This is a genomic window from Flavobacterium sp. (assembly GCF_004295795.1).
Classification (GTDB): Bacteria; Bacteroidota; Bacteroidia; order Flavobacteriales; family Flavobacteriaceae; genus Flavobacterium.
Map to the genome: position 1 here is coordinate 15,774 of NZ_SEBR01000026.1, position 13,793 is coordinate 29,566.

Annotated in this window: 11 protein-coding genes; 3 read left to right on the forward strand and 8 right to left on the reverse strand. The window is 46.3% G+C overall.

What is annotated here, in order from left to right:
* Positions 1–198: 198 nt before the first annotated feature.
* The 4 genes from EOO49_RS16850 to EOO49_RS16865 form a co-directional block, all read right to left on the reverse strand.
* On the reverse strand, positions 199–948 hold the full coding sequence (locus EOO49_RS16850; RefSeq protein ID WP_290847828.1) for a shikimate dehydrogenase: 750 nt from the start codon (positions 946–948) through the stop codon (positions 199–201).
* Between the two features lie 496 nt (positions 949–1,444).
* The gene (locus tag EOO49_RS16855) at positions 1,445–2,845 is read right to left on the reverse strand and encodes a tetratricopeptide repeat protein (protein WP_290847829.1); all 1,401 of its coding nucleotides are present in this window, start codon (positions 2,843–2,845) and stop codon (positions 1,445–1,447) included.
* 183 nt (positions 2,846–3,028) lie between these two features.
* Complete coding sequence (locus EOO49_RS16860; RefSeq protein WP_290847831.1) at positions 3,029–4,243, reverse strand: aspartate aminotransferase family protein; 1,215 nt, start codon at positions 4,241–4,243, stop codon at positions 3,029–3,031.
* Between the two features lie 88 nt (positions 4,244–4,331).
* A complete protein-coding gene (locus EOO49_RS16865; RefSeq protein ID WP_290847833.1) occupies positions 4,332–6,086 on the reverse strand; it encodes an OstA-like protein in 1,755 nt (584 codons plus the stop codon).
* 717 nt (positions 6,087–6,803) lie between these two features.
* Between EOO49_RS16865 and EOO49_RS16870 the strand changes: the two genes are divergently transcribed.
* Genes EOO49_RS16870 through EOO49_RS16880 form a run of 3 tightly spaced genes read left to right on the forward strand, consistent with a single transcriptional unit; the run spans position 6,804 to position 9,840 of the window.
* Complete coding sequence (locus EOO49_RS16870) at positions 6,804–8,675, forward strand: alpha-amylase family glycosyl hydrolase (RefSeq protein WP_290847834.1); 1,872 nt, start codon at positions 6,804–6,806, stop codon at positions 8,673–8,675.
* Positions 8,676–8,716: 41 nt separating this feature from the next.
* Positions 8,717–9,151 carry a PH domain-containing protein gene (locus tag EOO49_RS16875; RefSeq protein ID WP_290847836.1) on the forward strand — a complete coding sequence of 145 codons (435 nt, stop codon included), beginning with the start codon at positions 8,717–8,719 and terminating at the stop codon, positions 9,149–9,151.
* 26 nt (positions 9,152–9,177) lie between these two features.
* Positions 9,178–9,840, forward strand: coding sequence for a hypothetical protein (locus EOO49_RS16880; protein ID WP_290847838.1), 663 nt, complete (start codon positions 9,178–9,180; stop codon positions 9,838–9,840).
* Between the two features lie 2 nt (positions 9,841–9,842).
* On the opposite strand, the gene nhaA is transcribed toward EOO49_RS16880, so the two are convergent.
* The 4 genes from nhaA to EOO49_RS16900 form a co-directional block, all read right to left on the reverse strand.
* Positions 9,843–10,973 carry a Na+/H+ antiporter NhaA gene (gene nhaA, locus EOO49_RS16885; RefSeq protein WP_290847840.1) on the reverse strand — a complete coding sequence of 377 codons (1,131 nt, stop codon included), beginning with the start codon at positions 10,971–10,973 and terminating at the stop codon, positions 9,843–9,845.
* A gap of 32 nt (positions 10,974–11,005) precedes the next feature.
* Complete coding sequence (locus tag EOO49_RS16890) at positions 11,006–11,575, reverse strand: GNAT family protein (RefSeq protein WP_290847842.1); 570 nt, start codon at positions 11,573–11,575, stop codon at positions 11,006–11,008.
* Positions 11,576–11,641: 66 nt separating this feature from the next.
* A complete protein-coding gene (locus EOO49_RS16895) occupies positions 11,642–12,910 on the reverse strand; it encodes an adenylosuccinate synthase (protein WP_290847844.1) in 1,269 nt (422 codons plus the stop codon).
* 130 nt (positions 12,911–13,040) lie between these two features.
* On the reverse strand, positions 13,041–13,694 hold the full coding sequence (locus EOO49_RS16900) for a hypothetical protein (RefSeq protein WP_290847846.1): 654 nt from the start codon (positions 13,692–13,694) through the stop codon (positions 13,041–13,043).
* Positions 13,695–13,793: the final 99 nt, after the last annotated feature.

Sequence of the window (13,793 nt, forward strand, 5' to 3'; positions counted from 1 at the left end):
CTCTGGAAACAGTATTGCATGTAACCGCGCCCGCGTTAGGGATTTGAGCTGTTATCCTTTTTTCAAGACGCGTAGCGGCGTAAAAGATAAAAGCGGAAGCCCGGCGCCGGCCGATAATTGGATTCGGAGACAGGGTTTGTTCCGGCGCAACGCCCAAAGACAAATCAGGGAAATAGCGTTGAAAAAAGGGAGCGATACTTATTTATTCCAGATGCGCCAAGCTTTTTCGGCCTGGAAAACCAGCATTTCGTATCCGTTTTTGGTCACGGCTCCAAAGTTGGCCGCGCGCTTCATGAACTCGGTTTCTGACGGATTGTAAACCAGATCGAAAGCGATGTGCTTCGATGTGAAATATTCGTATGGCAAAGGCGGACACTCCAAAACGTTGGGATGCGTGCCCAAAGGCGTGCAGTTGATCACGATGTGGTAATTGTCGAAAGTCGTCGCATTGATGCGGTTGTAGTCGATCATTCCCGGTTTTTCCTCCCGAGAAACGATCGTGTAAAAAATCCCGAGTTGGGTCAAAGCGAACGCAACTGCCTTTGACGCACCTCCGGTTCCAAGAATCAAAGCCCGCGTGTGATGCGGCTGAATTAGCGGTTCGAGTGCTTTCTGGAAGCCGTAAAAATCGGTATTGTAACCTTTGAGTTGGCCTTTTTTTGTAAATCGGATTGTGTTGACCGCCCCGATTTCCTTGGCTTTTTTGGAGATTTTGTCCAAGTATGGCATTGCGGTTTCCTTATATGGAATCGTGACGTTCAGGCCTGAAAGGTGTTCGGTTTTCAAAACTCCCGGAAATTCTGAAATATCGGTGATGTCGAAGTTTTGGTATGAAAAATTGTCGAGTCCGAGACCTTGGAACTTATCGGTGAAGTAGGTTTTCGAAAACGAGTAGGAAATATTTTTCCCCAAAAGGCCGTAAATTTTCTTTGGATGTTCGATCTGCATGCGCAAATTTAGTTTTTTGGGGCGCGAAATTTTGGTGTGGTTGGATTTTTTTGACGGAGTTTTCTTCGGATGGGTTCGGGTTTAGACCTGTCAGTTTTGTAAAGAACGACAGGTTCAAAATTTTGGGTTTGGTTTTTATTCTGGTTTTGGGAGTGATGGGAATTGGCTTTTTAAGATTTTTTACAGAAAATCTGTAATTGAAGTTTGTTGGACTTCCTTACTTTTCTAACCCTGTCAGGGTTATAAACCCTGTCACCGTTTTAAACAGTGACAGGGTTCATATAGAGGAATTGGGTTATATCGCAGTTTATATAGAAGCTTCTAAGATTTTGTTTTCTAGCGTATTGGTTATAAAAATAATCGTTTAAAAAGCAACAAAATAAATGTTCAAATAACCAATAATACAGCGTGACAAACTCAAACACAAACTTCGCCAAAAATTCCATCACAAAAAAAACCGGTTCTTAAAACCGGTTTTCAAATCTTATAAAGAATTTCAGTGTTCACTTTTGTACTTGTCAATCATGTTCTTGACGACTTTTCGCTCCCAAGCCGCCGGAAACAAATCCTTGAGCAAATTGTGGTGCTTGAAATTGAGGCGCAAAGCGTTGCTTAGGTGGAATTTCCCTTTGGTGTCTTCCTTGCCCGAGAAATAGATTCCGGCGAGGCGGTATTCGATCTCGTATTCGTCCGGAAAATATTCGTTGGCTTGCAACAATGTCGTCGTCGCGTTCTCGAATTCTCCCAAAAACTGCAAAATGTCAACCCAAAACAACCAGGTGTCGAGCTGGAAATCGCCCAATTCTACGGCTTTTCTGTATCCGACTTCGGCTTCCTCGAAAAAGTTCATTTCCTTATTAATCACTGCGTAACGCTTCCAATACAAACGGTTGGAATTGTCGATATTCAGTGCTTTGTTGACGTAAAACAACGCTTTCTGGAAGTTCTTTTCGCGGACGTAGAAATCGGTGATTGCGATCCAGCCTTTGTCAAGAAGCGGATCTTCGTGAACCGTTTTGTTGTAGTACTTCAAGGCGAGCGGTTTCTTGCCCAGTTTTTCATAGCATTTGCCAATTCTAAGCAATGCATAAGAAGTTGGGTCGTCGATCTCGATCGTGCGGTTATAGGCCTCGATAGCTTCGTCGTAACGCTTCAATCGCTCGAGCGCTTTTCCTTTTTCCATGAACGCTCCAAGGAATTCTTCGTCGATCAAAGTCGCGTAGTCGAATGCTCGCAGCGCCAGTTCGTATTGCTTCAATCCGTAGTGAAGGCGTCCGACTTGGTGCCAAGCGATTTCACTGTAAGGATTTTTGTCGATGTATTTCTCGAGATAGTCGATCGCGTCCTGGTTCTGGTCCAAAAATTCGAAGCAGTAAACCACATTGTACAAGGCGGCTTGGTCTTCCGGATCTTCCTCCAGACATTTGATGAAATTTTCCTTGGCCGATTCGAGGTTGTCCATGAAAAGATATTCCATTCCGATCAAATTGTACACGTCGGCATAATCTTCGGTAAAATCCAAAGCGATTCGAAGTTGCGCAACGGCTTCTTCGTGCTTGTCCCGTTTGGACAGGATATTGGCTTTCTGGATGTAGATTTCCTCGTTGTTCGGCTCGAGCGCGAAAAGTTCGTTCAGCAGTTTTTCTGCCTGGTCGAGCTTGTCGTCATAAATGAGCATCTCGACGTGCACCAATTTCAGACCTGTCGATCTTGGATGCTGTTCAAGCGCCAATTTAAGTGCTTTTTTTGCCAGTGCGGCTTTACCCGTATCAAGGTAGTGGAGAATGATGTCTTCAAATTCCTCCGAATCGAAAAAGAGGACTTTGTTGGTTTTCAACATCGATTCGAATTTAGATAAGGATAAGCTGTATTCTTCGTCTTCGTTGCTGATATGCATACTTGAAATTTTTAGAATTATCCTGCGACTAAAATTAGCGAACGCGCTTTCCTTTAGCCGTCGCAGCGGACAATTGTTGTGAACAATTTAATTAACACTTGTTTCACAGTACTTCCCGGATAGTCATGATTTTAGGGCAATTCCCTAAAGATGGATGCGAATCCCGTGGTTCGCTTTGGTGAATCAATCGTACTCCTGATTCGAATTAACGCGTAATTCTTCCTGTACTTCATCTAGCGCCTCGAGCAAAATGCTGCAACCTTCGCGAATCTCGTCTTCCGAAATCGTGAGCGGTGGCGTAATGCGGATAGCGCAGCCTTCAAAAAGCAGCCAGAATAAGATGAGACCTTTGTCCTGGCATTTCAAAATCACTTTGTCAGTGATGTCTGCAGATGGCGTCATGGCTGCAAGCATGAGTCCTTTTCCGCGTATCTCGTTTATCAAATTGTGTTCCAATAAACCTCGGAACAGCTTTTCTTTCTGTAATGTTTGCGGAATCAGTTCTGTTTCAGTGATTTCGCTCAAAGTAGCAAGGCAAGCTGCCGCTATGACAGGATGTCCGCCAAAGGTCGTGATGTGTCCGAGTTTTGGGTCGTGCGTAAGCAAATCCATCATTTTGGACGAGGCCACGAATCCGCCAACTGGCATTCCGCCGCCCATTCCTTTTCCTATTATAAGTACGTCGGGAACGGCGTCGTAGTTTTCGAATCCGAACAATTTTCCCGTGCGTCCAAAGCCAGGCTGTATTTCGTCGACGATCATCAAAGCACCTACTTCGGTACATCTTTCGCGCAATTTCTTGAACCAGCCGTCCGTCGGTTGGATAAATCCGGCGCCGCCTTGGATGCTTTCTACAATGATTCCGGCCGTTCTTTCGGTGATTTTCAGCAAATCCGATTCCTCGTTGAATGTAATGAAATCCACATCTGGAATCAACGGACGAAAAATCTGTTTGCGCTCCTCAAAACCCATAACGCTCATCGAACCCATAGTATTGCCGTGATAGGCGTTGCGACATGAGATAAGTTGCGATCTTCCGGTAACGCGTCGGGCGAGTTTCAAAGCGCCTTCGGTGGCTTCGGTTCCGGAATTGACCAAATAGACCTTGTCCAAAGGTTCGGGCAGCAAATTCGCCAGCATCTTGCAATATTCCGTAGCCGGATGTTGCGCGTATTCCCCGTAAACCATCACATGCGAATACTTCTGCAGTTGCTCGTTGATCGCATCGTTGACTCTTTGGTTGACGTGTCCGAGCGAACAAGCCGAAACGCCTGCCACGAAGTCGAGATATTTCTTGCCCGAAGTATCGAAAATATACGAACCTGAGGCGTGCGAAACTTCCATTCCCAACGGAAATGGCGACGTTTGTGCTTGGTATTGGAAAAAATCTGCTTTCACGTTTTTGGAATGGGAATCGAATTCGTTTTTGTAATCCGGATGCTTTCGGATTTTAGTGGAAGATGCCGAAAACACAGCGAAGGTTGCGTCAATTGACTTTTACTTCTTTTACGGCCGTAGCGGGTTTCGCTTTCGCGGATGGAGTTGCGGGCAAAGTGCCGGCTTTGGCCGATGGTTTCGGTTGGGATTTCACCGACTGTTTCTTGGCCGGCGCTTTCTTTTTCGTATCCACCGGTTTTCCGTAATCAAGCGTTTCCTTTCGGATTTCCATTGGTTTGTCGTCGATTTTGGCTTCGGCGTCGGTTTCTTTTTTGGCCTCGTCTGCGTAGGCGTTTTCCTCTGGCGGAAAAATATCGTCCTTGGTTTTGATCCGTTCGTCTCCGCGCCACACGAAATCCCTTAGTTTTCTAGCGTTTTCGGGGAAATCTTTTTCGGGTGTCAAGTCTCCGGCCGGCGAATCGTAGACCGTTAAAACGTCGATTTTGTTGTCCGTAAGCAAAAGATTGATGCGACTTCCCGCCGATTTGTTGATCCCGACGAGTTCCTGTGCATCATTCCGAACATAGTAAATACACTCGGTATTCTTGACGATATCGACCTCATACAGCTTATTCTCCCGAAACTTTCCGTACAGATTCACACCCTTGACCTGGTTGTAACCCGTTCCGGCCGAATCTTTGGCGATGATGAACGAGTGGCCGAGCACTTTGAGGGAATCGAGTTTTTCGGTTTTTTTGTCGGCGATCAAATGCATGATGTCGCCCGTAAGCTGATTCTCAAAATTCCACAAAACCGGTTTGTTGATCATTTTGGTCAAACCCGTAACCTGGCTCGAATGGATCGAATCGCATTTGCCGCTCATGTCCGATTTGTAGAAACGCGCGTTCGGCCAAGCCCTGATGACGCGATTTTCAGGTTTTCCGGTTACCAAAAGGCGTTTTCCGTGAATGTAGACCGAATCTTTTTCGACGAGATTGATCGCCACGGCGCGTTTGGTCACGAAAAGCGAATCCTTGAGTTTCCAGACTTCGCCATAATGGCCTTTCACGATGCCTTTGTTGATCGTATCGGTGATCTTCACGTTTCTCGTCGCCGACGCAAACTCGATTTTCCTGTCGTAAAACAAACTGTCGCCTTCGATTTTTCGGTCTTTGTAATTGATGTACGAATGGTTGAGAAAGTGTCCGACGTTCTTTTTGCTGTCATAGAAGCCTTTTTCGGTGTAGATATAATTCTGTTCCGAAGTGATCGTCGACGGTCCGAAAAGATAGGCGTGACCCGAATTGTCGAAGTAATCCAGATGATTCGATTTCATCACATACTTCGGATTCGTAAGCGTAACGGCCGTGAGGAACACGAATTTTTTCTGGCTTGCGTAATACCGCCCAGTGTTGCTTTTGAGAACGTTGTCCTTGTTTGTAATCGTTCCCGGCGTGCGGTAATACGCTTCCTGAACGTTTCTGTCGAAGTAGATCGTGTCGGTTGTCAAGGTCATGTCGGGCGAACGCAACACAACATTTCCCGTGGCGAGCGCCTGTTTTGTCGTTGCGCTGTATTCGGCGTATCGGCTATCCAGAAACAAAGTATCGCCTTGCACCAAACGCACGTCTCCGAAGGCTTTCATGTACTTTCCGTCGGGGAAAAGATAGGCTTTGTTGCATGTCATGATCGCTCCGTCGTGGTTCACGCGAACGTTGCCCTGAAGCAAAAGCGCACCGGGCATTTCGTATTCGTTCTTGTCGACGTTGTCGGCGTGCTCGATATTGATTTTATCGTTCTTTTGGGCAACTCCCGAAAAAGACGCGAAAAGTGCCAAAAGGGTAAAGAACAACAGCTTTTTCAAGTGGTGAATTTTTGCGCAAATGTATGGAATTGTAGGGATTTGCAGATCGTGTTAAGAGTAAATTAGGGTTTGTATTTAATTCCCAAATTACAAATTCCAAAATCCGTCCCGATAGCTTTCGGGGCAAAACACAATCCGAAATCGGGACACTGTTTGTTTGTGTGGGATTTCGTTTCTTCCGACACCTAATTCTTACAAAAAACAACCCTGTCACCGTTTAAAACAGTGACAGGGTTTATAACCCTGACAGGGTGTGTCCATTTTTGTAGGAAAATCAATGAATTCGTAGGAATAATCGCTCTCATCCGGCTATCGTTTTTCTGACCCCTTGTCAGCCAAAACAGCAATCAAGACAAACCTATCAATCTTGCAAAATTCGCTTGAAAGGCTCTGTTGCTCTGCGAGATTTCTGGAATGGGAACGGCTTTTCTCCATTTCTGTCAAAACCACAACTTTTGGTCGCAGCAACAACGTATTTCATGGAATCTATTTGGGGAGAAAGGCTGTTTTGCTCATGGAACGTTACAGAAAAGAAGACCTGTCACCTCTTAAGACCTGACAGGTCTAAAACCTGTAATTCCCCAAAAATCATTCGGACATCCAATCGGAAAAACCGCCAATTCAACTACCCAAAGTTCAAAGGAAACAATATTCCAAAACTAACCTTTCAATCTTCGAATCCCAATCCTATATTTGTAAACCACGAATAAACGCCACATGAAAAAAACAATTTTCGCCCTTGTTGCCCTTTCGGCGTTGTGTACTCAAGCGCAATCGGGCAAGCAGAAAAACATGAAAGAACAGGGAAATCCGAAGCAAAAAATCGTCGTCTATCAAGTATTCACGCGACTTTTCGGAAACAAGAATACCGTGAACAAACCTTGGGGAACGATTGCGGAAAACGGAGTAGGGAAGTTCAGTGACTTCAACGACAAGGCTTTGACCGAAATAAGGAATCTTGGCGCGAACTACATTTGGTATACTGGCGTTCCGCATCACGCGGTTGTCAACGATTATACCAAATACGGGATTTCGAACGACGATCCTGATGTCGTCAAAGGCCGCGCCGGTTCGCCTTATGCCGTAAAAGATTACTACAATGTGAACCCAGATCTGGCCAATAATCCGGCCAAGCGACTTGAAGAATTCGAGGATCTGGTCAAACGCACGCACAAGAACGGGCTCAAGGTCATCATCGACATCGTTCCGAATCATATCGCGCGCCATTACGAAGGGAAAAACAATCCGAAAGGCGTTAAAGATTTTGGAGCCGATGACAACAAAGAAGTCGAATACGACAAGAACAACGACTTTTATTACATTCCGGGTCAGGCGTTTCAGGTTCCGACTTCGGACTCTTACAAACCGCTTGGAGGCGAACAACACGCAGGCCTCGACGGAAAATTCGACGAAAATCCCGCCAAATGGACAGGAAACGGATCGCGAGCAGCCAAACCGGACATCAACGATTGGTACGAAACGGTAAAAATCAACTACGGAATCAAGCCCGACGGTTCCAAAGATTTCCCTGAATTGCCGCACGGTTACGACAAACAGGATTACAAAGCGCACTACGAATTCTGGAAAAAACACGAAAAGGAAGTGCCGTCTTCGTGGAAGAAATTCCGTGACATCGCTTTGTACTGGACGGCCAAAGGCATAGACGGTTTCCGCTACGACATGGCCGAAATGGTGCCCGTGGAATTCTGGAGCTATATGAATTCCGCGATCAAAACCAAGAATCCGAACGCATTTTTGCTTGCCGAAATCTACAATCCCAACGAATACAGAAATTACATCAACTTCGGGAAAATGGATTATCTGTACGACAAAGTCGATCTGTACGACAAGCTGAAGGACGTGATCCAGGGCAAATCGAACACTGACGGCATCTCGGACATCCAAAACCGCTTCCGGGACATCGAGCACAATTTGTTGCACTTTCTCGAAAACCACGACGAACAACGCATCGCAAGCGCGGAATTTGCCGGAAATATGCACAGAGGAAAACCGATGGCAGTTTTGTCGACATTGATAAGTTCGTCCCCGATGATGATTTACTTCGGACAAGAAGTAGGCGAACCGGGCAAGGAAGACGCCGGATTCGGCAAACCGTCGCGCACCTCGATCTTCGACTACATTGGCGTTCCGAACCACCAACGCTGGATGAACGACGGCAAATTCGACGGCGCCAAATTGTCCAAGGAAGAAAAAGCTTTGCGCGACTTTTATCAACGTCTGCTCAATTTCAGCTTGCAAGCGCCGGCTTTGTTGGGCGAATTCCGCGAGTTGCAGCACGCCAACCGCGCGAACGCGAATTATCCGCAGGAAGTTTATTCGTTCTTAAGATTCTCCGATGTTCAAAAGCTGCTCGTGATCTGTAATTTCTCTAACAGCAAGTCGTCTTTTTTTGACCTCAAAATTCCAGCCGACGTTATCAAAGACATGAAATTGACCGATGAATCGTACATCCTAAAAGACCAATTGTACGGAAAAAGCACGATCAAACTGACAATTTCAAAAGGCGAAGGTCATTTGCAGATCACCGTCCCGCCATCGGAATCTTTCGTTTACCAGATCGGGAAATAGTCATTTATCTAAAGACAATTCATTTTTAAACAAGGAATTCCATGCCAGACATGAAACTCAGGAAACATTGGCTTTGCTACGCGCCAGTATGGTTTATCGCGATAATCTGCATTTTGCTGATTGTTTTCGGAACGGGAAAAATCGCGATTTTCGGATGGATTTTGCTGTCCTTCGACTTCCTCGGATATTTCACGATCAAGAACTACACTTGGACGTTGACAGGCAACGAGCTAATAATCCAGTCGGGCGTTTTGCCTTGGCAGAAAAACTACATTCGAGTGCCCGCGGCCGGCTTGTTCGGAGCGACCGTAAAGCGCGGTTTTTTCGGATGGTTTCTCGATTATGGCACGATCACGATAAACTCGATTGGAGGCGCGTCGTCCAAAATCGAAGGAAAACACATGAAAGGCGCGGTGGCTTTCATGGAAAATATCGGCAGCCGCGGCAACCATTTTGCAACAACTTCGCTGGAATAGTAACGCATCCAAACACACATCGAAATATGGACGAATTCGTGACCTTTAAACGCTTCAACTCCAAAAATGCCGCGTCGGCTTTGGGTGATTTTTTTGAAAAAAACGGTATCGATTTCGTCATTGAGGACGATTCTGCCCATGTCGATCTGACTTTTTCAGGCAATCTCGAAAAGGAGTTCCGCGTCAAATTGCGTCCGGACGATTTCGAGAAAGCCCATAAAATCATCGAAGATTCGGTTGCCGACGAATTGGCCGACCTTCCGCCAGATTACTACTTGCTGTCGTTTTCGGAATCCGAACTTCTCGACGTGCTTTCGGCCAAAGACGAATGGAGCGCTTTCGATTTCATGCTTGCCCAAAAGTTGCTCAAGGACAAAGGGCGCGAAGTGTCGGAAGACGAATTGCGATCACTCGAAAAAGAGCGTATCGACAAGCTTTCCGAGCCCGATAAACCCGATGCGGCGGTCAATTTCTTCGGATGGATCACCGTCATTTTCGGTGGGATTTTCGGACTGGTCGTTGGATGGTATTTGTCGAGCCACAAAAAAACCTTGCCAAACGGAGCGCGCATTTTCGCCTTTTCGGACAAAGACCGCAAAAACGGACGTGCGATGCTCCGATGGTCGCTTATTTCGATCGCGTTCTGGGTTGCGCTGTATTTTTTCACGACTCTGACGTCGGGAAACTGACATTATTTTTCCAAAGTGAATTTCAGGAATAAGAGTCCGAAGATCGCCGAAACGCCTGAAGCGACCAGAATCGCCATTTTCGAGATTCCGACGAGACTTGCGTCCGAATAAGCCAGGAGCGCGATAAAAATCGACATCGTGAATCCGATTCCACCCAAAATTCCAACGCCCAACAGTTGCTTCCATTTGATCGCGATCGGCAATCTGCAAATCCCGAATTTGTATCCGATGAACGAAAATCCAAAGATTCCCAAAGGTTTTCCGACGCAAAGTCCAAGTAGGATACCAAGTGAGGCCGTCGTGGCCAAACTCTCAGAAATGCCCGAATCTAAAGCGACTGCGGTGTTGCAGAGCGCAAAAATCGGAAGTATGAAAAAAGCGACGGGTTTGTGCAGGAAATGTTGCAGCCGATGGGAAATCGAAAGTTCGTTCCCGTTGCCGAAAGGAATTGCAAAAGCCAGCAAAACGCCGGTAATCGTCGCGTGCACGCCCGAATGGTGCATGAACCACCACATCGCGACGCCTCCGACGAGATACGGAATCAGGGTTTTGACTTTGAGTCGGTTCAAAAGCAGCAACAAGCCGAAAATGCCCAATGAAATCGCGAGGTTCAAAATTGCGATCGACTTGGTGTAGAAAACCGCGATCACTAGAATCGCACCCAAATCGTCGATTACGGCAAGCGCGGTCAAAAAGACTTTGAGCGCAGTCGGAACCCGATTTCCGAGTAAAGACAAAATCCCGATTGCAAACGCAATGTCAGTCGCCATCGGGATTCCCGCTCCATTTCGGGAAGTTGTCGCGAAGTTCAGCGAAAGGAAAATCGCTGCCGGAACGAGCATCCCGCCAAGCGCACCAACAATCGGGAGTGACGCTTTTTTGAGGTCGGAAAGTTCGCCCACGACAATTTCGCGTTTCAGTTCCAATCCTATCAAAAGGAAAAAAATCGCCATCAAACCGTCATTGATCCAACTGGAAAGCGACATTTCACCCATTTTCGTTTCCCAAAATCCGATGTAATCCGAGCCAAATGAAACATTGGCCAAAAAAAGCGAGAGCGCGGTGGCGAAAATCAATATGATTCCACCAGATTTTTCGGAAGACAAGAAATTTCGGAATACGGTTATTGGCATTCCACAAAAATACAACCGACATTTTCAACAAGCTAGCGATTTCGCAAATTTTGCCAATCGGAGCGGTTCATCGCGTATTGGAATTCATCCGTCCACGTTCCATTCTCGAAATAACTTCCGATGAAATGGCCTTCGAGACGAAAGCTACAACTTTCAAGCATCGCAATCGACGCCGCGTTTCTCGTGTCGACAAGCGCGACGATACGGTGGAAATTTTCTTCCGAAAACAGGAAATCGATCACGCCTTTCAAGGCTTCTCGCGCAAAACCTTTTTTGTGGTGCAAAGGTGAAATCGTGATCCCGATTTCGGCAATTCTCGCATCGAAAGCATGTAGTTTTATCGCACAATCGCCAATCATTTCGCGCGTTTCGAGATTTTCGATCGAGTATTGTACCCATTCGCCAAGCGTTCCGAATCGTTTTTGGGAATACGTTTCGACAAACTTTTGGGCGCGATCCGAATCCATTACGTCAAACAACTGGAACTTTGCGATTTCGGGATTCGATCGGTAGTTAAGAAAGCTTTCGAGGTCATCGGTTTTCATCGTCCGGATGTGAAGGCGATCGGTCTTGACTGAAAATATCGGTTTTTGACTTTCCATTTCTTGTAAAAAATAAACCCTCAAATCTAGTGATTCAAGGGTTTTTTATACTATTCGAAGTTTTAATTATTTCCAGATCGTCTGCTTGCGATCCGGCCCGACCGAAACCACGGTGATCGGCACTTCCACTTCTTTTTCGATGAACGCGATATAGTCCTTGAATTCTTGCGGAAGCGACTCGAAAGTGGTCAATCCGGTCAAATCTGCAGCCCAACCTTTTAGTTCGGTGTAAATCGGTTGTACGTTTTCGGGTTCGATGTTGTAGGGCAAATGGTCGATTTCCTGACCTTTGTATTTGTACGAAGTCGCGACCTTCAAAGTGTCGAATCCGGACAGCACGTCGCCTTTCATCATCATCAATTGGGTCACGCCGTTCACTCGGATTGCGTATTTCAAAGCGACCAAATCGAGCCAGCCGCAACGTCTTTGTCTTCCTGTTACCGATCCGAATTCGTTTCCGACTCTGGCCATCGTGGCGCCGATCTCGTCGAAAAGTTCGGTAGGGAACGGTCCGCTTCCGACTCTTGTGGCGTAGGCTTTGAAAATTCCGTAAACTTCCTTGATCTTGTTCGGGGCGATTCCCAAACCAGTACAAGCGCCGGCTGCCGTAGTGTTCGACGAGGTTACGAACGGATAAGTTCCGAAGTCGACGTCAAGCAAAGAACCTTGAGCGCCTTCGCACAAGATCGTCTTGCCGGCTTTTTGCGCCTCGTGCAGGTATTCTTCAGAATCGATGAAAGTGAGTTGTTTCAAAGTCTCGATCGAAGAGAAAAATTCTTTCTCGAGTTCCGGCAGGTTGTATTGGATCTCGACGTCGTGGAACTTGATCATCGCCTCGTGCTTGTCGGCCAAAGCGCGGTACCTTTCCTTGAAATCCTCGAGTTCGATGTCTCCGACGCGCAATCCGTTACGACCGGTTTTGTCCATATAGGTCGGGCCGATTCCTTTCAAAGTCGAGCCAATTTTGGCTTTTCCTTTCGAAGCTTCCGAAGCCGCATCAAGCAAACGGTGCGTCGGCAAGATAAGATGCGCTTTTCTCGAGATGATCAAGCGTGCTTTGATGTCGATGTCGAATTTGGCAAGCCCGTCGAGTTCCTGTTTGAAAACCGTCGGATCGATCACCACGCCGTTCCCGATGATGTTGATCGAATTCTTGTGGAAAATCCCGGAAGGAATCGTGCGCAAAACGTGCTTGATGCCGTCGAATTCCAAAGTGTGGCCGGCATTTGGCCCGCCTTGGAAACGCGCGATGATGTCGTATTTGGAAGTGAGTACGTCTACGATTTTCCCTTTTCCTTCGTCTCCCCATTGGAGCCCGAGTAGTAAGTCTGCCATTTTTTGTCGGATGTTGAAAGTTGAATTTCGAAGGTCACAAGTCAAATGAGCGGCAACTGTGCGAAAAGACTGTCTTTCAGTTTATAGTTAGTGTTTGTGTTGTTAGAACGAAGCGGCAAAGGTCGGTATTTTAGGAGATTTGGCAAATTTTGGGCGTGTAATTTTTGGGTATTCCGATGGAAATTTGGCCGTGGCGCGAATGGCGGTTGTTTTGGAATGTTTGTGGCGGATGTTTGGCTTTGGGATGTTGTTTTTTGGTCGTGTCCGATTCGTCGGTGCACGCCGGAAAGTAAAATGCGAATCTTTGACGATAGATTTTATCTGCCGCGAAAATTAAATCATTGAATTCATTAGGGACACGAATCCGTGTGGCCGCGGCAAAAAAATGAACCATTAAGTTCATTATGGGCACTAAGTTTTTTCGAGTTTGTTTTGCTGCGCGCAGTTTCCATTTGTGGAATCCGGAAGTGAAACCGAAATCCGAAGAATCCGCTAATCCGCGGCAAAAAAATGAACCATTAAGTTCATTAAGGGCATTAAGTTTTTTCGAGTTTGTTTTGCTGCGCGCAGGTTCGATTTGTGGAATTCGGAAATATGATGGAAATCTGCGGCATTCCGTTAATCCGCAGCAAAAAAATGAACCATTAAGTTCATTATGGGCATTAAGTTTTTTCGGGTTGTCTGGTGTGAAAATTCGATTTGTGGAATCCGGAAGTGAAACCGAAATCCGAAGAATCCGAAGAATCCGCGGCAAAAAATGAACCATTAAGTTCATTAAGGGCATTAAGTTTTTTCGGGTTTGTTTTGCTGCGCGCAGTTTCGATTTGTGGAATTCGGAAATATGATGGAAATATGATGGAAATCTTTGGAATCCGCTAATCCG

What these genes read in the sequence shown, in the direction of transcription:
- EOO49_RS16870 (WP_290847834.1), top strand. Translation starts at nt 6,804, where the DNA reads ATGAAAAAAACAATTTTCGCCCTTGTTGCCCTTTCGGCGTTGTGTACT.
- EOO49_RS16875 (WP_290847836.1), top strand. Translation starts at nt 8,717, where the DNA reads ATGCCAGACATGAAACTCAGGAAACATTGGCTTTGCTACGCGCCAGTA.
- EOO49_RS16855 (WP_290847829.1), bottom strand. Translation starts at nt 2,845, where the DNA reads ATGCATATCAGCAACGAAGACGAAGAATACAGCTTATCCTTATCTAAA.
- nhaA (WP_290847840.1), bottom strand. Translation starts at nt 10,973, where the DNA reads ATGCCAATAACCGTATTCCGAAATTTCTTGTCTTCCGAAAAATCTGGT.
- EOO49_RS16880 (WP_290847838.1), top strand. Translation starts at nt 9,178, where the DNA reads ATGGACGAATTCGTGACCTTTAAACGCTTCAACTCCAAAAATGCCGCG.
- EOO49_RS16895 (WP_290847844.1), bottom strand. Translation starts at nt 12,910, where the DNA reads ATGGCAGACTTACTACTCGGGCTCCAATGGGGAGACGAAGGAAAAGGG.
- EOO49_RS16900 (WP_290847846.1), bottom strand. Translation starts at nt 13,694, where the DNA reads ATGCCCTTAATGAACTTAATGGTTCATTTTTTGCCGCGGATTCTTCGG.
- EOO49_RS16850 (WP_290847828.1), bottom strand. Translation starts at nt 948, where the DNA reads ATGCAGATCGAACATCCAAAGAAAATTTACGGCCTTTTGGGGAAAAAT.
- EOO49_RS16890 (WP_290847842.1), bottom strand. Translation starts at nt 11,575, where the DNA reads ATGGAAAGTCAAAAACCGATATTTTCAGTCAAGACCGATCGCCTTCAC.